The following is a 20,065-nucleotide window of genomic DNA, read 5'->3' on the forward strand; positions in this document are numbered from 1 at the left end:
TGACTGTCAAAAAAATTGACAATCAAATCCATTGATATTATTGTGTGCCGTGTCAGCCAGGCAGGCTCACTTTTTGGGGATATTACTCCTGGCGATTATTCAGAGTAAGCCGACCGTAAGTATATCGGGGAGATGTCAGATGGCAGATAGTTCATTCAAAGCCAAGGTGGCTTTCATTGTTGAGACCGACGGCCTTCTAAAAGACTACCTGGAGTCCATTGTGATCAAGAATATTAAATCAGAGATGATTGATGACGCCTTTAAAAACGTGTCCTCCAATCACCTTCATGCCGCTTTGATCTTGAAAAATATATCCCCTTGCGCCTTGAAGCAGTTTGCAGAGGCGATGCGAATGTCCAAAGCTGCGGCATCAGCTCTGGTGGAAAGGATGGTCAAGTCAGGTCTGGTCTTGCGCGAAGTCAATCCGGAGAATAGAAGAGAAGTTCTGCTCTCGGTAAATCCTGATTTCGATGCCCATGTGAGTCATGTCCGAACACAGTTGACTCACTGGTTTGAAATTCTGGTCAATAAGATGGGCATGGAAAGTTTTGAGAAATGGCACAACGTCATGGTTACTCTGAACAAGGTCCTTCAGGACGAAATTAAAGTTTGCAATAAAGAAAAATAAGAAATTGGGTTAAAACATTCAGGAGTTCTTTAAATGAATACCAAGCAGAGATATTTCAGCGATCGGTCAATTATTGTTATGCTTGCTCTGCTTAGTGCCTTTCCACCCTTGTCTACTGACCTTTACTTGCCGGCACTTCCCCATGTGGTGAAGACGCTGCAATCAAATCAGACTTTGGTCAATCTGAGCCTTAGCCTTTTTTTGATTAGTTTTGCCTTGGGAATACTTGTTTGGGGACCTGTCAGTGAGAAATACGGAAGAAAGCCGATTCTTCTCATAGGACTGACCCTCTACACTTTGGGCAGCGCCGGGTGCGCCCTTTCAGGCAACGTAACGATGCTTATTATTGCCAGGGTAGTCCAAGGTTTTGGCGGCGGGGCAGCCGAAGCAGTGGTCACGGCCATGGTCAAGGATCTCTATTCAGGACGAAAACGGGAATCGGTCCTGGCTATTGTCATGGCCATGGTTGTTGTAGCACCGGTTGTAGCTCCGGTAGCAGGGGCTATAATCCTGAAGGTCATGTCCTGGTATGCTATTTTCTGGGTTTTAACAGGGGTCGGAGTGCTGTCCCTGTGCCTTTCCCTGCTTCTGGATGAAACTCTTGAAACGCGATATGGAGGATCTCTTACTCATTCCCTTGCCCGACTCGGTGTGGTGCTGAAAAACCCCGGATTCGCCGTCCCCCTGATTCTGTTTTCTCTGGTGCCGCTGCCGTTACTTGCCTTTATAGGCGCATCAGCCTATGTTTATATTCAGGGCTTTGAGATGTCAGAACAAATGTACAGTTATTATTTCGGTCTAAATGCACTGGGATCTCTTGTGGGCCCTTTGCTGTACATCAAGTTGTCCAGAAGGATATCATCCGCCCATATTATTTCAGGTTGTCTGGCCCTTTTAACTGTCAGCGGCATTTGTATTGAGGCGACCGGCGACTCATCACCAGTGATGTTTGCCCTGCCAATGCTAACGGCCACTGTTGCCATCAGCATGATGCGGCCACCTACAGCCAATCTGCTCTTATCCCAACAGGACAAGGATACCGGGTCCGCAGCCTCCCTGATCAATTTCATGGCGTTATTCATGGGGAGCGTGGGCATGTTTCTCATATCCTTTGAAACGCAAAGCGAGCTGATTCCTAGCCTGGGGCTCATGCAGCTTACTGTAGGGATAGTTTGCGGCAGCCTCTGGCTGCTCCTCAGGGAGCGCTCCTTCATCCGACAGCCAGCATGATCCTAAACCCTGAAAGAACGAAATGGGTGCATATCTGACAGATAAAACTACGCAGTGTGCATCCTGAGTTTCTGGATGCACACTACATAGCTATTCAAAAATACGGAAAAACATTGAAGTCGATTTGCCGGGGGGAAGGGATGCCAACTTGTGTCGCATCGACAGATCATGTCATGTCCGTCTTGCTGGTGCGAACCGATAACAAGGTGATGATATGCTATCTACCGAAACGATAATGACCTTTTTCAGCGTCTCTGTTTTACTGGGCCTTGCACCAGGCCCTGACAACATCTTTGTTCTGACGCAGTCTGCTTTGCGTGGAAAGGGGCCGGGACTCATTGTTATGCTCGGTTTGTGTACTGGGCTTATTGCACATACTATCGCTGTTTCCCTTGGAGTCGCTATAATTTTTCAAACATCCATTCTTGCTTTTTCAGTTCTCAAATTACTGGGTGCGGCTTATCTCGTTTATCTCGCGTGGCAAGCCTTTCGAGCCTCAGCAGAGACTATCCAGGGCGGGCCGGAAGGAATTGTCAGTTACCGGAAGTTGTATGCTCGTGGCATCATCATGAACATCACAAATCCAAAAGTATCCATTTTTTTTCTGGCCTTTCTTCCACAATTTACCGAACCAACCAAAGGTCCCGTAGCTGTCCAACTTGTTCTGCTTGGGGGATTATTCATTCTAGCGACAATACTGGTGTTCGGAGGCATTGCGCTTCTTGCAGGTACCCTTGGTGGCTTGCTTAAGCGCTCGGACAGAACTCAGAACATCCTGAATAAAATTGCCGGTACTGTTTTTATGGGCCTCGCACTGAAACTTGCTACGATAAGGCAGTAAGCAGCAAATGTATTCACCTGACGATTTGCTGGATTAACTATGCAGCAATTCCCAACCTAAAGTCTCTGATCCCAAGACGTTCGTAATTCTGCCTCTTGGGCTACCACTGGCTTGTCTGTGTTGAATTGATATCTCATTTCTTTAAGTTGGCCCATGGTGGGGTGGTAACGCTTGGAATATCTGAGGGTAATCATCCCATTTTTAACAGGACTCAAAAGTAGGGTTCAGGCCGCCATGGCCAGCTTCTGTTTCGGTGTCATTCCACCGTTTGCCATATTCGGTCGTTCATTGTTGTATGTCCAGAGCCAACGAGTTGCATAGTCCTGAACTTCAGCTATGGAATCAAATAAATATTGCGACAGCCAGTCATAGCGGACCGTCCGATTATAGCGCTCAATGTAAGCGTTCTGCTGCGGATTTCCTGGCTGGATGTAGCTCTAAACCACCCAGCAATTTTTAATAGAGAGGCCCTACGTGTTCCGGTTTGCGGGAATTATGGGACTTTGCTTGAATGTATCGGTGAAGCTCACAAAACGACTTTTAGAGCGGTCTGGCATCACCATTTCATTGACATACCTCCATTTTGACCTATTAAGACAGGGGCAGTTTGCGAATGAAGGGGGTGCTTTTATGGCACCCCCTATTCTTATATTACCTCAAATGATAACAGTTTCTTTTAATGCTGTTATAGCTGGAGATTTCCCTGAAATGTTAAATCTGACATTCGGCGAATCGAAGTCAGGTTTCCAGTCAAATCCCATGTGAATTGCAGCAGCAATAAATGCTCCATTGCTCACGTACTGATTGCCTTTACCACTTTTCCTTGCCCAAGCCTCAACCATGTGTTTCAGCTTGTAGCTGCTAAAAGATGAATTGATTGTTTTCCTCTGGTTGCATCCATGGAGCCATTCGCAGCAAAGAATAAATTCCTTGTAACCAAAGCGTGCAAATGATTCTCTTTGGCTATGAAATACTGCTTTATTTTCTTCTGCAGACTTCTTCTGGTCGATGTGGAAACTGCACCGAATTCCTTGGTCGATCAGGTATGGCTCTTTTTCGATTGCATTTAAGAAATCTTGCTTAGTAGTTTTTGTGTCTTGGGTGAATTTCCTTGCGACCACTTTCTCGTACCAGTCGGGGAGATACCTTCCCTCGTCCCGACCGACTCTTTTTGCGTAGAGGGGATTCTTCACCGTCCAATCGCAAAGGGCATCGAATGCAGATGTTTGATAAAATGAAGTCTCTTTTTCGGGAAAACGGCCCCTGGGTATTCCGAATTCAGCGGTGAGTGTATTGATGTCACTTTCATTGAACCCCTTCAGGTAAATTGACGTTTGCCAACTATCGCCGTATTTTGCAATGTAATAACCCTTCGGTGTCTCGTTATCCTCATTCTCAAGGTAAATGATGGAACATACCCCTATTTCAATCGAGCCATCCTCCCCGAGAATATAAGGTCCAGCACTGCCAAGAACACCATGAAAAACAAGGCCTGCAATAGTTGTAGAATAGAAATAGTTTGAAACGGCCATGTATGTAGGGTCGTCGCAGTTCAATTTCCAGATGGAATTTTCCAAATTTGTAACGAGCTTCTTATTGCCCCATCGCCCACGCAGAGCCATATATGCATTTATCACCCTGCAATAGCGCACGAAGAATCGGTCGAAACCCTTTTGCAAGACCTTTAACATCGTTTGATCAGTCTGAATGTTTAGGCCGTGGTCTACTGTGTCGCTGACGCCGCTTGTGTTGAGCGTAAGCATGTATTGTTTCTCTTGCAGGGTTTCGAAGCGGGTTATTTGTGGTTCAGCGTCGTTACAAATTTTATTTCCAGATATGAGTTTTGCCACAACAGAGAATGCTTCTTTTGGAAAGATGAAGTTGAGTTTAACATTGGTCCAATCACACCCAAATCTCAGTGATGTCATAGAGGCATCAAGAAAAGGCTCACAATAGGTTCCTCCGTGTGGCTGAATAGGCTCAATGCGCATTGATATTCTTTTTCGATTCGGCTGTAGATCCGTAGCTTCACAGTTCTCTATTTTGGCCGGATCCAAAATAACGTTCATCTTGTGCTTGGCAGCAATACTGGCGATCAACGGGAGGATTGTTTTTTTTATGTAATTCTCGGCCTTATCCCCGTGCTCTCTAGTTGATGCTGCTTGTTGCAGTTTGGCGAGGTAAGAATTCCAATCTCTCTCATTCTCCAGCCTTGAAATAATGTTCAGACACTCGCCAAGACTTATTTCTGGCAATCGGGGTTTGAGAAATGATTTGAGGCGCTTGGCTTTTTTCTTAGCTTGAACTATGGGGAGAGAGTTTGACATTGAAGCGATGGACATAACTATACCTCCAAAAAGTATGGATAGTTGCCGCCCGGCGTTTCGTGTGCTCGCGTTGACGAACCGAACAGCCCTTTTGGAAGTTTGCTGTCGACCGATTCGGATGAGGAAAAACTTGATGTGCTTGCGGTTGCGAAGAGCTTCACCATGGCATTAAAGCCTGCGAGCGGTCAGGACTCCGCAAAGCCCTTGTCTTTAGTAAAGGAGATAATTTAACGAAAGTCAATACATATATTCTGGTCATCGACGTATCTCACAACTGTCGCAGAGTTAAGCAAGCAAGACGTTTTATCGAATGCCTCTGATCACCAGACCGGGGTTTTCTTTTCGTTGTGCATCACAAATTGATACTGCGTTTTTAATAGGCAGAACGTTAGGGGGAAGGATTGTGTCATGGCCTGCCCAGATTGTCGGGCGAATGTTCGCGGAAACTTTTGCTCCCATTGCGGGCGACACTGCCTTATGTGGTGGGGCGATTTCCCTTATGGTTTACGGTTTCCTAAGGTGATCAGTATCTAAGATCGGAACACTTTCCGGGTAAACCTTCAGGGTTACCCGCCCGTCGTTGGTGAACGGATTGGAATCCAGATTAACGGCATCGATACACCTGAAATGAGAGATAATCGGCCCACAGTGAAGGCTTTGGCCAGGCGGGCGAAACAGTACACGGTTCAGCGATCACGTGTAGGCCAGCGGATTGTTTTACGGAACATGCAGCGAGGGAAATATTTCCGGATCGTAGCCGATGTGTTTGTGGATGAAAGCAGCCTAGGCAGAAGTTGATCGATCGGGGATTGGCGAAATCGTATGACGGTGGGAAAAAGCCGAAGTGGTAATGGGAATCACTGGCCCGAGGCGTGACGCTTCGGGCTTTTTTCTGATAAGGACAAATAGTTGGTTTTTGATTTTTTTATTGATTGTGATATCGTATGTGATATCATGCAAGTCCCACATAGGAGCTCTGCATGACAGAAAAACGACTTTTAAAATTAGTCGAAACGGTTCTGAGCAATCCCAAAAATGTTAGGTTCGAAGAACTGAAACGCCTTTTAGAGGGATTCGGGTTTACATGCTGCCAGCCGCGCGGCGGCAGCAGCCATTACACCTTTAGAAAGCAGGGCTCCTATCCAATTACGGTTCCAAAGAAAAGACCCGTCAACCAGGCATATGTGAAAAGCGTCATCAAACAACTGAACCTGGAGGAGTGGTACGATGAAAACTGTTGAAGAATACATGAGCCTTCCATATGCAACTACAATTATCCCCGATGATGGTAGCTATTTTGTTAAAGTCAACGAGTTCGAAGGCTGCATTTCTGTTGGTGAGACTAAAGCCGAAGCCTTGGAGATGATTGAAGATGCTATGCGTGAATGGTTAGCCACAGCCATTGAAGATGGCTTGGATATCCCTTTACCTGAAGCTTTGAGAGAGACGAGTTATAGCGGAAAATTTCCGTTACGTATGCCCAAGTCTATGCATGGCAAGCTTGCCATGGCGGCTGAGAGGGAAGGTGTAAGCTTAAATCAACACATTGTAGCTCTGTTAGCTGAGAGACAGGCGATTTGGCAGGTTGGGATATTGGTGCAAGATCTGTGTTTGACACCTGAGCCTGTGCCTGAAGTAAAATTTTCTGTTACGAAACCAAGCCCAACAGTTGTGCCTTTTTCGTGTTATCGCCGTGCTGTGGGAATGTGATATGGACAAGAAATACTCTGAATTTATTGGAAGCATTGAGCTTGTTGATATTTATCTGTCTTCAACTCAATACAAAAGGCTAGCCTTCCCGGATCCAAAAATTTATCCAAAGTTTACAGCCAATTTTGGCCTGGGAAAAGTTGCCTCAAAACTTAAAAATGAGTTTCTCGAAATTAATCAAGAGATTAATTTCTCTGTGGAGGAAGTTTCTGAAGACGAAAAAAAGACTAGGAAGGTTTTTGATTTAAAAGCAAAATATCTTCTTCTCTATCATACAGAAATGAAAGCCGATGAAGATTTACTTGAAATGTTTCAAAAAAGAAACGTTCCTATGAATCTGCATCCCTTTGCTAGAGAGTTGATTCAAAGCTCAATGGCAAAAACAGGACTTCCTCCTTTCACCTTGCCTGTCTTAAAAATCAAGAAATAGCTACGAAGCTTGATCGGGTATGAACAATTTTCATACCCGATTTTTATTTTTCCATTCTCAAACATCCCTATCTATGCTGGTGAGTTCCGTAAGCTAAAGAAGATTGAGCAGGAACGGGCAAGGATGAGGCGGGATGCGAATCTGAAACAGAACAATTCAACTGACCTGCGCAATTTACCAGAACGGATGACCGGCAACACACGCGACACAGTGGCCGCCAAGCCGTGGACCAGTATCCCGGCCACCCCACCACAGCCCTACATCTCCCTTACAAGCAACGCACCACGAAGTGCTACCCCCCCTCTCACATGCATGGCAGCAGAGCGCATGGCACAGGGCGAAAACATCGTCCTGTGGGCACTTACGGGTCCTTGGTAGGGCAGGTCACGGGGGTGACGCGAAGTGCCCGATCTTTCGCTAGATAGAGGTCTGAAAATTTGCTTGTCCCCGCAAGGGGTTGAAAATGGAATTTCGAAAATGTGACTGGAAATGACAACCGAAAATTGACCACCTGTGATTACCGAATTTTGACCACCCCCAGCGGGTGATAAACGGGCGGTTTTCAAAGCTACGTTGTTTTCTTTCTACCTCCTTTCAGGGATTGCTTGAGGCGGTAACTGTCCCAGGTGCATTCGATAATACGGGCACGGTGGGTGAGCCGATCCAAGAGCGCGGCGGTCATGTTGGGGCCGCCGAAGACCTGGGTCCAGTCGGCAAAACCGAGGTTGGTGGTGATGACCACCGACCCGCGCTCATGACGCTCGGCCAGAATCTGAAAGAGCAGTTCCGCCCCTTCCTTGGAAAAGGGCACGTACCCGAGTTCATCGAGGATGAGCAGGTCAAGCCGGGCGTATTTTCCGAGCAGGCGGCTCAAGTCCTTTTCGGTACGCGCTTCGATCAATTCGTTGGCCAGGGCGTAGCCGGTGACGAAGCGTACCCGTTTGCTCTGGCGGCAGGCTTCGATGCCCAGGGCGGTGGCCAGATGGGTCTTGCCGGTGCCGCTTTTTCCCATCAGGATCACGTTGCGACGGTCCTTGAGGTAATCGCCTGCCGCCAGGTCCCGTACCAGGCGCTTGTCAAGCTGAGGGACGGCTTCGAAATCGAAGGTTTCCAAGGATTTGAGCAACGGAAACTTCGCCTCCTTGAGGCGGCGTTTCTCGCGGTTCTCGCAGCGGATGCGCAGCTCCAGCTCGGTCAGCTCCAGCAGAAACTGGCTGTAGTCGAGGCCGCCGTCTCGGGCCTGACGCAACTGCTGTTCAAAGTGACGGGCCATGTTGGTCAGGTTCAGGGCCTTGAGGTTGTGTTGCACCAGCAGCGCGTCGGCGGCTCGGCTCATGATCCACCTCCCAGTCGGGCATAGACCGAGATGTCGGCCTCGGGCAGCCGGGCGTAGCGCTCCAGGGAAACAATCTGCGGCGTGGGCTGGTTGCGGTGCAGCAGATGCTGGACACCAGCGCTGGCGCTGATCTCAGCCTTAACGGCCGTGGCAATGGCCTGCTGGACCTGTTCGGCCGGGTGATGACGAAACAGCAGCACCTCGATGAACGCCTTGATGCCGCGGTTTTCGCCGTGACTCTGGCAAAAACGCTCCAGAAGCTGGTGCATGGCCTGCGGCCAGCGCTTCTTCCAATCGCGGATCGGGCGGGCGCTGTGGAAAGCCTGCGGACGCTGCTGGAGCAGTTCCAGGTAGTGGTCGGGATCAAGCTGCCACTGGTTGTTGGCGAACAGACGCCGATGGCCGGCCACGCGCCGTCCCTGGGCGAAGATCTCCACCTGATCGACGTGGCAGATCACCCGCAGGGTGCGGCCGACCAGGGCGGTCGGCACGGAGTAACGGTTCTTGTCGACGATGACGGTGGCGTACTTGTCCGCCTTGGCCGACAGCAGCCGCGTGTTGACAAAGGGCACCTCGGGCAGGGCCAGCAGGCAGGAACGCTCTTCTTTAAAGAGCACCTTTACCGGCTTATCCCTGCCGCTGATGGTGTGCCGGCCGTAGGCAATGCATTGCTGCAGCAGACGCTCGTTGATCTCGTCAAGAGACTGTGCCTCGGGTATCGGCACCATGAAATTGCGCCGTGCAAAACCGACCAGGCCCTCGACGCCGCCCTTTTCATGTCCGGCGTCCGAATTGCAGAAACGTGCCTCGAAATTGTAATAGGCCCGAAAGCGGGTGAAGGACTCCTGTTCCACCCTTGCCTTGCCCTGCAGCACCTTGCGTACCGCGCTGGTGAGGTTGTCAAAGATCAGCCGTGGGAAGACCCCGCCGAAAAAGGCGAAAGCGTGCATCAGGCCATCGAAGAAGGCCTGTTGGCGTTCGCAGGGATACAGGCGGACAAACGGTTTACCCGAACCTTTCGAGCGCATGCAGAAAAACTTGGCCTTCATCGCCTGACCCTGCAGGATGACCGTGGCCGTGCCCCAATCCACCTCGGCTTCCTGACCGAGTTCGGGTTTCAGCGGAATAAAGGCCCGCTGAGCATTGATTCCCAGCCGCTCTTTGGCCTCGCGCACTGTATTTGCGCACGTTGGAGGCACTGCCGGTAAAGCCGCGCTCGGCCACCAACCGGTCGAAGACGCGCTGGGCGGTATGGCGTTGTTTGCGAGGTCGGTCCTTGTCTTCGCTCAACCAGTCGTCGATGGTCTTCATGAATGGGCCGAGTACTGGATAGGGCTGCTGCTGGCGCGGCGAATAGCCGCTGTGGGATTCGCTGAGCGCCTTGCGTATGGTGTTGCGCGAGTGGCCGGTAATGCGGGCGATCTCGCTGATGGTTTGGCCGTAGACCCGATGGGCCGTGCGAACGTGTTCGTATTGATCCATCCTGAGCATCCTCTCTCCTTCGATTGTCGTGGTGAAAAACCATAGTACCGAAGGAATGCCGGGGGTGGTCATTTTTGGGTAATCACAAGGCCCTTAAACTGGTCAAATTTAGATTATCAAAACCATGCCGAGATTTTGAAGTCCAAAACGGTAGGCGGGCGACTCCAAGTGCGACTTGAGCGCTCGCCAAGTCTTAAAGCCTGACTCTTTGGCGATTAACTCAAGAGCGTTAGCAAGTTTTGCATTGGGGATGACTGATTGTAGGAGGGGAAGCGTGAGTTTTTTCGCGTGAGCTTTCGCATGCTCAACGGAATCAAAAGACTTCATCAAGAGAATCTCCCTAATAAATCGAATCTGTCCTTTACCAAAGAATGTCAGTTGCCCGCGTTACTGACCCGGTGACAGATGCTATGAGGGGTCTCTTTGGTGGTTGTGAGTAATGGTCGCTTTACCTTTCCGACAAGCTGTCGGTGCGGACGGGTGGCGCGACAGGCCATAGTGCCCCATAGGGTCGCTTGCGCAGTTGTATGAAGCTGTCTCAGGATACCGGCCCAAAAGGGGCATGTAAAGCCTTTATGCTAAGCTTGATGAGCGGTTTTGTCTTGTGTGTGAATTGTATGACTGGTTTAATTGGTAACGAAACTTTAAGAAGCCGAATATATCAACTGCAACTTGAAGGCTCGCAGGAGGAGTGCCGCATGCTGCAAGAAACCCTATATATACCCGTATCAGGAAAAACTCTTTATGGCCTGCTTGAGGCCGGCTCTTCTTTTCAAGCCGTGCTTGCAGAAACCCACTTGGATGAAATACTCGGGCTGTTTGCCCTGCAGCAGATTCCAAACCTCATAAAAAAAACGTTCAACGTTCTAGCTCTTGAAAGAATCCTCAGCGACACTTTCGATATCGCCTGCGCAGAAACGCAAAAAGGACGTGCAGATATCCTCAAAAGAGGGCTGATTGAGAATCTGGCGATCAAAATGATTAAGGCTGGCGCCTCCGACATGTATCGACTAGGGGTCAAGCTGGTCACTAGCGAAACCATCCAGAAAAGAGACTATCTGACAGCGAAACAAGAGTGGGACTTTGAATTCAAAAAAAGGTACACAGGCGGACTTTATCTAGGGGAAAGCATTGTCAGAACGAACCGCTCTTACTTTCTGACCGAAGAACAGGCGCGAATTATCAATCTTGTAGCCTCCGAGATTGATGAACCGCTTCATCTGCAGGGCTATGCTGGAACCGGGAAGACATTTCTGATCGCCAAGCTTCTGGAGGTGCTTGAATCTCGAGGGGTTAACCCAAACGAAATGCTGATCCTCACCTATACATACAACCAGATTCAGGCGTTACCAAAAGAACTACGAAAGAAATACACCCATAAGACATTCGGGCATTTGGTGTCAGAGATCCTCCCCGTCGAATTTTCTCACCTTAAGAACACCTCTCCCCAAAACATGCCGTTTCCTCATAAGGAAATCATTGCCTTATTCAACCTGACACCAATCGGGCAAGTCACCTCCAAAACCCTTGTTCTAGCAGCGATCGGTACGGTAAGCAATTATTGCTTTAGTGCTGATACCGTGATCGGGAACCATCATCTCCCAAATTGGTTTACAGAATTTAGCCAAAAGACCTCGTCGGCAGAATTTGCTTGGCTTTCCGAGGCGGTGCTCAAGGCAGCCAATGGTATTTGGGAAATAACGCGACAGCCAAGTCAGGGCATAGAACTACCCGTACGGGTATATCATCAGGTCAAACTGGTCTCTTTGTTGGGGCTGCCGATCCCGGCACGTTTTTCTTTTGTGATAATTGATGAAGCGCATGACATTGAGCCTTCCATCCTGCAAATTCTCGACGTAAGTCCCCAGAATACAATCACTCTTGGTGAGTGCTTCCAGAACCTCAAAGGTGTTTCACATCAGCGATCTTTAAGCATTCGCGAACGCAGGATTACCCATTCATATCGTTCCGGAACCAAACTGTCAGAAATTATAAATCCCGTAATCAATGCCCACCCCCTTGAGTCAAGAGGTCTATATTGCGGTAATTCAGAGATCATCTCTGACGTGCAATATTACAAAAAAGCCTCTATCCCGGATCTCCCTACGACTATCTTGGTCTCAAACGAATGGTCGTTATGGGAGTGGATTCAGAGACTGGCAAACGAAAATATCAATTTCAAACTTATCTCTAATATTAAGGACATCCATGCCTTTGTCAGCGATGTTTTGAGCCTAAAAAATTTCGGGATATGTCCGACGCATCGAGATCTGAGGAAGTTCTGGAAATGGTCAGAGCTGGTCGACTATTTTCAAAATCAAGGCAATAGCAGTTTTAAGGGAATTTACAAGATGCTCGAACGGGGATATGCAGCCAAGGACTGGGCCATGGCCAGATCCAAGATCACAGAAGTCGACAACTCTTATGCCGTTGGACGCGCCGAAGATTCTCGTAACATGGAATTTAACCGGCTGATGTTGGCCCCGGATACAGTTGATGTCTTATGGGATGAGGAGCAAAAATCTTACGCTAAGGCAAGCTCAGCCCTTTATGTTGCGATTACCCGAACCAAGCATGTGCTTCTGGCACCAATCGCCCTTCAAGAATGGATTGAAGAAAAAAATGGATCGCAATCGTAATGCCGCGTACTTGAGCTGTAGGACATTTGTAATAATACGACCTATGTCGAGATGTTTCCTTAAACTCCCCCTTGAATAGATGTTGCACATTCTTAAGAGGCGATGCCGAAACTTTTCCTCCAATTCCTGGAATCACTAGCCTGCAACTGGCCCAGTCAGCGGGGTGAGGTCAAGGCACTATATAGTGCCTTGGAAATGCTAGGTGGGAGGATGGGGAAGGGTTTTGCGCCTGGTATCCCGAGCGCTATAATTTGGCCGCCCCTACCTTGTATTTTTCTAAAACCTGCAAATCTTGCAGTAAGCTGATTTTATAAAAAGAAAGTTTGGGATTTTCAGGGTAATGTTTTGCTGTGGTTAATGGAATTGTGAGTTCACTTTTCGCAGAAAAGGATAGGGGGAATATTGAAGCATTTCTGGTTTGTGACGTGAGTTGAATTTTCCGTGGGCAACTCGGACACTTAACGGCGAGCTTCAAGGTTAGGCTTGGCCATGCAAAACTGTTATGAAAAATTTAATCTTTAACTGAACTGCCCTTTTTGAGAATAGTTTGGGTGCGAAACAAAACTATTATGTACGGTTCGAGGTAAGGATTGAAGGCTCTCTCAGGATGGAGGGACCGAAATTTTATTGCTACCTATGCGCTACCTAAAAGACAAAAACCAGCAAGGGGTTAGCAAGAAAATCGCTAACCCCTTGATTTTATGGAGCCACCCATCGGATTTGAACCGACGACCTACTGATTACGAATCAGTTGCTCTACCAGCTGAGCTAGGGTGGCAAAACTGTATGAGGTCCATGTATTTAGCGCAAAACGGGCGGGATGTCAATCTCTTTCGGGGAGGAGGAGAGGGCGGAGAAAGCCATGTTTTTCAAGGGCCGGAGAGGAAAGTTGTGCATCGGTGGGAGAGGGAGGATGGTTTTGCAAAGTTTTTCGAAGGAATAGAAAGGCTGAGAGAATACTCTCAGCACTTTGCGGACCGCAGATGGACCGCCAAATTTCGATGTTACATTGATCTGATCTTCAGCATTGTTGCGATATTCGGGGGGTAGTGGAAATTTCCCCGTACCCTTCTTTTCCGGTTTTCTTTAAAGCCGAAAACAACTTTTCAGACATCTTACGCTTGACCTTAGGGGTTTAGTTTAGCTACATTGATTTTTGTTTATTTTTTGTGGACTCCAGAAAAAGGCGTGTTAAGGCTACGCTTTACCGATCCAAAAATCTTCGGAGTTGGACACAATCCGGCGGGTGAAAAGCTTCCTGGCTGTAATAGTTCGGTGCTAAATTGAAAAGCAAATTGGGTTGTGGCGGCCGAAACATCATGTCTCTGCTGATTATCATGACCTTTGAGGCTGTAAGAGAAAAATTTATTTTCTTCAGAAACAAATTTTCAGGGCATAAGAAACCTTCTCCGATCTAAGAAATTGGACCTGAGATAAGACCTCAAAGGCGACTTTCTAACGGAGAGGGTTATTGTGTTTTTCTACAGACTCGTTGGATAACAAAGACTCATCTTTCCCGCGAAACTAAACCATGGTGAGGGATATCAAATGGATGATACATCAAATTTTAACCGTGAGATACGCACTACCGCTGTTGATTTTTCATTTGGGGAAATATTAAACCTTCACAATGATAAAGAGATAGTCATTCGCCCTGAATACCAAAGACTGTTCCGTTGGTCAACTGAACAGCGGTCTAGGCTAATTGAGTCGATTATTCTCGGCCTCCCGATACCTCCCATTTTCCTAATTGAAGGCAATAACGGCATTTTGGAGTTAATTGATGGCTTGCAGAGAACAAGTTCGGTTCTTCAGTTTCTTGATCACTCCGCAATTGGCGAACCGGAACTAATTCTGGTCGGTTGTGATATCCTCCCTGAGTTAAATGGTCGACGATTCCAGGACCTTCCTTTGGCCGTGCGGTTGAAGGTTAAGCGATCACCAATTCGAGCAACCATAATCAACAAATCTGGAGACGCATTTGTTAAGTATGAGATGTTTAAACGCCTGAATACTGGAGGCTCTCTGTTGTCAGCCCAAGAAATCAGGAACTGTAGTTCGCGCATGGTTGATGGCGGCGATTTATTTTATGATGCCATTCAGGAAATGGCAAAGTATCCTGCATTTATTGAAACAACATCCCGATTGCCGGACTCTTTCAAGGAAAAACGGGCGGACGAAGAACTGGTTTTGCGCTTTTTCGCGGCCACTACTTATCGAGAAAGATATAAGGGTAACATTGAGGAGTGGCTTGATTCATTTATGGAAGATGTCCTCTTCCAGAGAGCCGGGTTCAACTTGTCTGAACAGCGCAGTCATTTCGAAAAGGTATTCAAACTGATAAATGATAAGGCGGGGGATGAGGCATTTACCCGATTCAATGAAGATGGTGAGCCCACCGGGAGATTAGCCCCGGCCTACTACGAAGCGGCAGTTTGTGCATTTAGCAATAATTACCCGGCTATTGAACAGATGACACCGCAGCATGTTAAAGACCAATTGCGGTTAGCCTTTTCCGATCCTGACTTTTTGGAAGCTACAGGTCCTGGGGCGAACACCATTCAAAAACTAGAGAACCGGATTTCGGTGGTTTCAAAATATCTGAGTGAATGATGAGCATTTTGGAAACCATCTCGAATGACTTAGACTGGAGGGAAAAAGAAATCGCAAATATGCGGCTTTTACTTTCATCTCCAGGAGTTACTGCAGGCCAAAAACTCGGGCTTTTACGGGCAGCATGGGCAATGCTTTATGCTCACTATGAAGGCTTTTGCAAAAATACTTTGGCTTCCTTTTATGATGTGATTGGTAGATCTGGTGTTATTTGTCGGGATTTGCCCCAGTCTACAAGATTATTTGCCTTAGGAAGTCGGCTGAAAATACTGAAAAATATGCCTAATGGAGATTTGTTGAGTGAGATCGTCAATTTCCAATCATGTCATCTCTCTGCTCCTCCTCAATTCCCCGACGTGGATACTCAGTCTAATTTGTGGCCCAGCGTGCTTATTGAGCTCTTGGAGGCCGCAGACCTGAGTGCCGATAAGGTGAGGGAACATCGGGTAAAGCTGAACACACTTGTCGGTCGCCGTAACCAGATTGCTCACGGAGAAAACAATATAATTTCAGAGGTGGGATACTACCGTACTTACGAGGATGCCGTATATGATATTATGTACGACCTCGCAATTCAGGTCGATAATAGGCTGTCGTTACCACCATATTCAACCCAATGAAGCCCTGGAGGCCCGGACCTTTTCGAGATCGGTGAGGACAAGGGGCGGATACTTCTGAATAATCAACTGGAGCGTAACGACTCACCCCTAGACCCATTAATGTTTAAGAGAAGCAAAAGCTCGAAGATCCTAAAACCTACCGGCCGGCGGACGGTCCGGCCGGTAGGTCCCATACTTACAATTTGAAGTCTTCTAAGCTGAATTTTTTAGCTATTTTTGGAAGACAATCATCGGTGGTTTCGGCCGTCGGTTCGGAAGTGTCAGTATTTTCAAGGTTTTCACCGGACGCTCCAGGTTCGATACGTACTTCGGCGGCCGGTACCGGAGGTTGCTCCTGCTCCATTTCTTCCCCGATTTTTGGCGCTATGCCGATTACGCGCTTTTCCCCGCCGATGTTCTGGTCGAATGATACATCGATACCTGCCGCAGCCAGTCCGGGAGCCAGACGGCGCAAGTGGTTGGAGAGGCGATTGGGCGCTTTGGGCCAATCCGACGATCTTTTCGCTTCGGTGGAGACAAAACGGCTCAGGGCTTTGAGAAGTCGTGAAGCAGTGCCCTTCCATTCTTCCTCTTCGGTGACCAGATCCATGACAGCCTTGGCCACCGGGTCGTCGTCCAGACTAGCGCCAATGGCTTGATTGATGTTGGCGGCGTAGGCCTCCAAAAACGCCCCGTGTTTCAAACCCATCGCCTGCTCCAATGCGACCCCGATCTTCGCAAAATCGGCCATACGAGGAGCGCTGGAAAGATGAACCTGCGGGAGTTCGCGCAAGACTCCGCTGAGGGCTGTCAGAATGCCTCCGAAAATGCGCGGACGCGCTTCCTCAAAACGGGCCATCAACTCGCTTTCGGTTTTTCGCTGATGGTGCGAAATAGCCTCCAATTCGATGACCAATGCGCGGCTCAACAGATCCTGCTCTTTGCAGATGTTGTAGATGCCCGTAAAAATCAAAGGTCGGGTCGCGTTGAAAAAGATTTCGTCGCAGTCCGTGTACAATTTCCGGGTCCGCAAGCCACCGCCCGTCGATAGACGACACATGCTATCCGAAGTTTCGGGAGAGAGCCGTCGAATGTTGTCAAAGGCCAAAACCCACGAATTCTGGGCCGCGATCAGGATGTCCCTTTCCGACGAAGGGAGCGATTGCAAAGGGACTGCGCTGGGATCCACGAGGGACAGCAGCATTTTCGCCGTAGTGGATTTGGCCGCACCCTGTTGACCCTGGAGCACCAGGATGGGGTGGGGCATTTTCTGGAAAAATGCGCACATGATCCAGGCTGCGAGGAGCAGTCGGGCTTCTTCGGATCTCACATTGACGAAATCCCAAAGTTCTTCCATTTTTCCCGATTGGTCGGGAAAGGGCAGGGCAGTCATCGCTGCCGTCCTTGTGAAAGGGAATTGAGGCGAATCCATCCCCCAACCCTCGGGGGTTACGACTACGGAATCCCAAGAGCTGTTTCCCAGATCCACGGCAATACCGTTCGAGTTGCATGGAGCAACGCGAGAGAAGACAGGTATTTCGGGTCCATTGTGAATCGCTTGGGCCGCAAGTTGACGTACGACCGTATCCAGGGATCCTTGAGGAATCGCCCGACCCGTTTCGCGCAGGTATATATTGCACAGATAGTAAGCAAATGTTTTGGATTCGATCCTGTGCGTTTCCCGGTGTCCTTCCCTTTCGAAGATGGCGCAAGGAAGCTTTTCCGGGGTATGGAACCGAAAAATGTCTTCCGTAAGTTCAAGCAAAATATCGTCCGGTGTTTTTTTCCCTTTTTCAGCACCCATTATCTTTTCCTTCCTGATTATCTGCGGTTAATTCCGTTTTCTTTCTTTTTTTTGCCCTATCGATGATCTTCCACACGCGTTCCCAGAGTTGGCTGCTGTCTTTGGCCGGGAACCGGTCAGGATAGATGATCGATTCAGCCTCGATTCTGAGCGAAAATCCCGCTAAAATGATCTCGCTGGCTTCTTTCATAGCCTGGATCGCAATGCTTTTTGCGGCTTCGAGCCCAGCAATCGGAGCTTCGATCACTAGGGCATCGTGTACCATGGCGACGATCTTGATATTTCGCTCTGCGCAGAGGCACACGGCAAGTCGCAACATTTCCGCACCGTTTGCCTGCATCGGAAAGTTTGCCAACGTCCGGTCTTTGGTCTTGGAAGTGATCCGCATCTTCCAGCCCAAAACCCCGCCTATACTTCCTTCGATCAACGCCTTGTTCTCGATGTCCTGCTGCCACTGCCAAAATCTGGCGTAGGTTTTCCGGTGCAAATCCAACAGCGCTTTGGCTTCCCCTTTGCTAATGTTCAGGTTCATGGCCAGTCGGTCCTGCCCCATCCCGTATTGAACTCCCAAAGCTGTAGCTTTGAACCTGCTTCTGATGTCGCCGTGACTTTCCTTCGTTGCTCCCCGAGGGGCCGCTCCGGCCTGGATTGCAAATGCAAGATAGGGGTCGCCCGAAATGTAGGCCTGTCTCATGGCTTCATCCCCCGAGAGGGCTCCGGCAATACCGAATTCCTGCTGTTCGTAGTCGAGATACGCCAAACCGTTTCCCGGCCCCGGCCGCACGAGTTTTCGCATCCACGAGGGGAGACCGAAAATACATTTGCTATTCGAAGGCTGGTTCCGCCCTGTTTTCGAGCCGAAAACCCCCGACAGATAGCGGTTACGTCCGTCCGTTCCGACCTGTAGTTTGTTCAATTTCAACTTTCCCAATAGTTGCTGCAGTTCTTTCAACGGTTTCAACTCGGGGTAACACTTGGCCATCTCCTTGAATGTATCGGCATCGGTTTTCGGTTTTCTCGTCGGCGTAAGGGGCCAAGGGATACCCTTGTTTTTCAGGTACTGAACGAAGAGGTCGGTTTTGAATTTGCCATTTTTGTAGACTCCGTATGGTGCTCCCAATTCCTCGATCAATGAGGTTTTGATTACCTCCCAGTTTTCGCGAAGATCGGCGAGCGCAAGAGTATCGATTGGAATGCCCGTCATTTCGATTTTCGCAACGGCTTTCATATATTCCCCCCGTAACAGGGACCGGTCACCATCCAGGTGAGGAACCATGTGCTTCCAGAGGCGTTCAAGGGCCAGCACGTCGCGTTGGCAGTAGTCGAGTAAGTCCGTTTTCTCATCCTCGGTATAGGGTCCCCCCCTCTGGGCCAGTTCCCGCATGTCTTTCTTCTCGACGGCATCTAGTATTTCTTCGCCGAAATACGCCAAGGCACCAAGCAATCCTTTGCCCCTCGGTAAGAAGAAGCCGTTCGTGAGGAGGCAAAATTCCGCATACAGGTCGATGACATAGGCCGGCAACTTCCAACCCAAAGCCTGGAAACAGGTCATTTCCGCGCTGGCCAAATAGGCAACAAAAAGAGTATTCTTGTCCGTCGGGAAGGGAGCAGCCAGCGGCTGCTCCCCCTTTTCGATCCAGACTCGCACTGTTTTCCCCGAGAAAAGTTCCTTAGCAACCAAGCAATGCGGCGTCGGCCTTTCCCCCGGAGGTTGAGAAAATTCAGAATCCAAAAGGATTACCTTTTCAAAAGGTTTTCCACAGAGGATCATGCCTCTTCCCCCCGGAGCTTCTTGACGATGGGGTGGTCCAGAGAACCGATCACGTTGTTTTTAAACGCCTGACGGATAAGGTTTTCAAACGTTTCGTCGGACCATACGGGTTCGGGGAAAGGTTTTGCGGCCGAGATGATATCGTATCCCTTCCGCGTAATGCTGCGGCGCAAGCGGACCCATTCGGTACGCGCCCGATCCATGGCTTCGAGACGGGTAGTCGCAAAGGGCTCACCGTCGTACCACGGGAGTTTGGCAACCCACAGGAATTGCTCGCCGTGCTGGTTGGCGCAGAGGGCCACTACGGCGGGGACGGCATCGCCCTCTAGCTCGTCAGCCAAGCGGGGGGAGGTGATATAGGTTTGCTTCCCCCGGGGATCGTCCAGGATCAGCAACTGCGCCAAATATTCTTTGTCAGGATGGACCCGGCAGAAATCCAGTTTTCCAGGATATCCCAGTTCGATCTCTCCTGTTTGGGGGGTAGCGGTAGCCGGTGCGGCGTAGGAGTCGGACAAAACCAAATCTTTCAAGTTGAAGTTTTCCATTTGTGAATTCCTCTCTAAAAAGTAAAAGTTGTCTTCACCGCCGGGCCCTGGCGTTTCGATGGTGTAGTTGTCTCACGGAAACCGTGTAAGGTGTTGTAGTTGTGTAGGAA

18 protein-coding genes, 1 tRNA gene and 1 pseudogene are annotated in these 20,065 nt (G+C 49.0%); 10 read left to right on the top strand and 10 right to left on the bottom strand.

Translation table 11 applies throughout. From position 1 onward, the window contains the following. Positions 1–139 precede the first annotated feature (139 nt). The 3 genes from PCAR_RS04710 (at position 140) to PCAR_RS04720 (ending at position 2,699) form a co-directional block, all read left to right on the top strand. Complete coding sequence (locus PCAR_RS04710) at positions 140–628, top strand: MarR family transcriptional regulator (protein WP_011340490.1); 489 nt, start codon at positions 140–142, stop codon at positions 626–628. Positions 629–661: 33 nt separating this feature from the next. Next, on the top strand, positions 662–1,858 hold the full coding sequence (locus PCAR_RS04715; protein ID WP_011340491.1) for a multidrug effflux MFS transporter: 1,197 nt from the start codon (positions 662–664) through the stop codon (positions 1,856–1,858). Positions 1,859–2,072: 214 nt separating this feature from the next. Beyond that, positions 2,073–2,699, top strand: a complete 627-nt coding sequence (locus PCAR_RS04720) for a LysE family translocator (RefSeq protein WP_011340492.1) — start codon at positions 2,073–2,075, stop codon at positions 2,697–2,699. Between the two features lie 224 nt (positions 2,700–2,923). Here the strand turns inward: PCAR_RS04720 and PCAR_RS18275 are convergent. Together PCAR_RS18275 and PCAR_RS17675 are read right to left on the bottom strand one after the other, a co-directional pair. Then, positions 2,924–3,133, bottom strand: a pseudogene (locus PCAR_RS18275) (integrase core domain-containing protein); the annotation flags it as partial. A 222-nt stretch (positions 3,134–3,355) separates the two neighbouring features. Further along, positions 3,356–5,041 (bottom strand): glyoxalase superfamily protein, encoded by a 1,686-nt coding sequence (locus tag PCAR_RS17675; protein WP_011340493.1) that lies wholly within the window; start codon positions 5,039–5,041, stop codon positions 3,356–3,358. Between the two features lie 588 nt (positions 5,042–5,629). Between PCAR_RS17675 and PCAR_RS19200 the strand changes: the two genes are divergently transcribed. The 4 genes from PCAR_RS19200 to PCAR_RS04740 all read left to right on the top strand — a co-directional run bounded on the left by PCAR_RS19200 (position 5,630) and on the right by PCAR_RS04740 (position 7,166). Beyond that, positions 5,630–5,824 (top strand): thermonuclease family protein, encoded by a 195-nt coding sequence (locus PCAR_RS19200; protein ID WP_425358611.1) that lies wholly within the window; start codon positions 5,630–5,632, stop codon positions 5,822–5,824. A gap of 182 nt (positions 5,825–6,006) precedes the next feature. Then, the gene (locus tag PCAR_RS04730; RefSeq protein ID WP_011340494.1) at positions 6,007–6,267 is read left to right on the top strand and encodes a type II toxin-antitoxin system HicA family toxin; all 261 of its coding nucleotides are present in this window, start codon (positions 6,007–6,009) and stop codon (positions 6,265–6,267) included. After that, entirely contained in the window at positions 6,254–6,736 is a 483-nt protein-coding gene (locus tag PCAR_RS04735) for a toxin-antitoxin system HicB family antitoxin (protein ID WP_011340495.1), read from the top strand. The genes PCAR_RS04730 and PCAR_RS04735 overlap by 14 nt, the downstream gene beginning before the upstream one ends. A 1-nt stretch (position 6,737) precedes the next feature. Beyond that, positions 6,738–7,166, top strand: a complete 429-nt coding sequence (locus PCAR_RS04740; RefSeq protein WP_011340496.1) for a protein-export chaperone SecB — start codon at positions 6,738–6,740, stop codon at positions 7,164–7,166. Positions 7,167–7,734: 568 nt separating this feature from the next. Here the strand turns inward: PCAR_RS04740 and istB are convergent. The 4 genes from istB to PCAR_RS04755 form a co-directional block, all read right to left on the bottom strand. Then, positions 7,735–8,502 (bottom strand): IS21-like element helper ATPase IstB, encoded by a 768-nt coding sequence (istB, locus tag PCAR_RS04745; RefSeq protein WP_011340498.1) that lies wholly within the window; start codon positions 8,500–8,502, stop codon positions 7,735–7,737. Beyond that, complete coding sequence (locus PCAR_RS04750; RefSeq protein ID WP_245523323.1) at positions 8,499–9,593, bottom strand: Mu transposase domain-containing protein; 1,095 nt, start codon at positions 9,591–9,593, stop codon at positions 8,499–8,501. The genes istB and PCAR_RS04750 overlap by 4 nt, the downstream gene beginning before the upstream one ends. Further along, positions 9,508–9,984 carry a hypothetical protein gene (locus tag PCAR_RS18995; protein WP_245523336.1) on the bottom strand — a complete coding sequence of 159 codons (477 nt, stop codon included), beginning with the start codon at positions 9,982–9,984 and terminating at the stop codon, positions 9,508–9,510. The genes PCAR_RS04750 and PCAR_RS18995 overlap by 86 nt, the downstream gene beginning before the upstream one ends. A 108-nt stretch (positions 9,985–10,092) precedes the next feature. After that, positions 10,093–10,311, bottom strand: a complete 219-nt coding sequence (locus PCAR_RS04755) for a glyoxalase superfamily protein (RefSeq protein ID WP_011340499.1) — start codon at positions 10,309–10,311, stop codon at positions 10,093–10,095. A gap of 371 nt (positions 10,312–10,682) precedes the next feature. Between PCAR_RS04755 and PCAR_RS04760 the strand changes: the two genes are divergently transcribed. Beyond that, on the top strand, positions 10,683–12,623 hold the full coding sequence (locus PCAR_RS04760) for a UvrD-helicase domain-containing protein (protein WP_011340501.1): 1,941 nt from the start codon (positions 10,683–10,685) through the stop codon (positions 12,621–12,623). Between the two features lie 702 nt (positions 12,624–13,325). Here the strand turns inward: PCAR_RS04760 and PCAR_RS04765 are convergent. Next, positions 13,326–13,401 (bottom strand) — tRNA-Thr (locus PCAR_RS04765). Between the two features lie 770 nt (positions 13,402–14,171). Between PCAR_RS04765 and PCAR_RS04775 the strand changes: the two genes are divergently transcribed. After that, positions 14,172–15,236 (top strand): DUF262 domain-containing protein, encoded by a 1,065-nt coding sequence (locus PCAR_RS04775; RefSeq protein ID WP_011340504.1) that lies wholly within the window; start codon positions 14,172–14,174, stop codon positions 15,234–15,236. After that, the gene (locus tag PCAR_RS04780; protein WP_158447403.1) at positions 15,236–15,856 is read left to right on the top strand and encodes an MAE_28990/MAE_18760 family HEPN-like nuclease; all 621 of its coding nucleotides are present in this window, start codon (positions 15,236–15,238) and stop codon (positions 15,854–15,856) included. Before PCAR_RS04775 ends, PCAR_RS04780 begins: the two co-directional genes overlap by 1 nt. Before the next feature lie 175 nt (positions 15,857–16,031). Here the strand turns inward: PCAR_RS04780 and PCAR_RS04785 are convergent, their stop codons facing one another. From PCAR_RS04785 to PCAR_RS04795, 3 genes are all read right to left on the bottom strand, one after another. Next, positions 16,032–17,228: a hypothetical protein gene (locus PCAR_RS04785; RefSeq protein WP_148204299.1), complete on the bottom strand. Its 1,197-nt coding sequence runs from the start codon at positions 17,226–17,228 to the stop codon at positions 16,032–16,034. Positions 17,229–17,628: 400 nt separating this feature from the next. Continuing rightward, positions 17,629–19,410 (bottom strand): DNA polymerase, encoded by a 1,782-nt coding sequence (locus PCAR_RS04790; protein ID WP_011340507.1) that lies wholly within the window; start codon positions 19,408–19,410, stop codon positions 17,629–17,631. Next, positions 19,407–19,955, bottom strand: coding sequence for a hypothetical protein (locus PCAR_RS04795; protein WP_011340508.1), 549 nt, complete (start codon positions 19,953–19,955; stop codon positions 19,407–19,409). The genes PCAR_RS04790 and PCAR_RS04795 overlap by 4 nt, the downstream gene beginning before the upstream one ends. Between the last annotated feature and the right edge of the window lie 110 nt (positions 19,956–20,065).

The sequence above is a fragment of the Syntrophotalea carbinolica DSM 2380 genome, from assembly GCF_000012885.1.
GTDB classification, from domain to species: domain Bacteria; phylum Desulfobacterota; class Desulfuromonadia; order Desulfuromonadales; family Syntrophotaleaceae; genus Syntrophotalea; species Syntrophotalea carbinolica.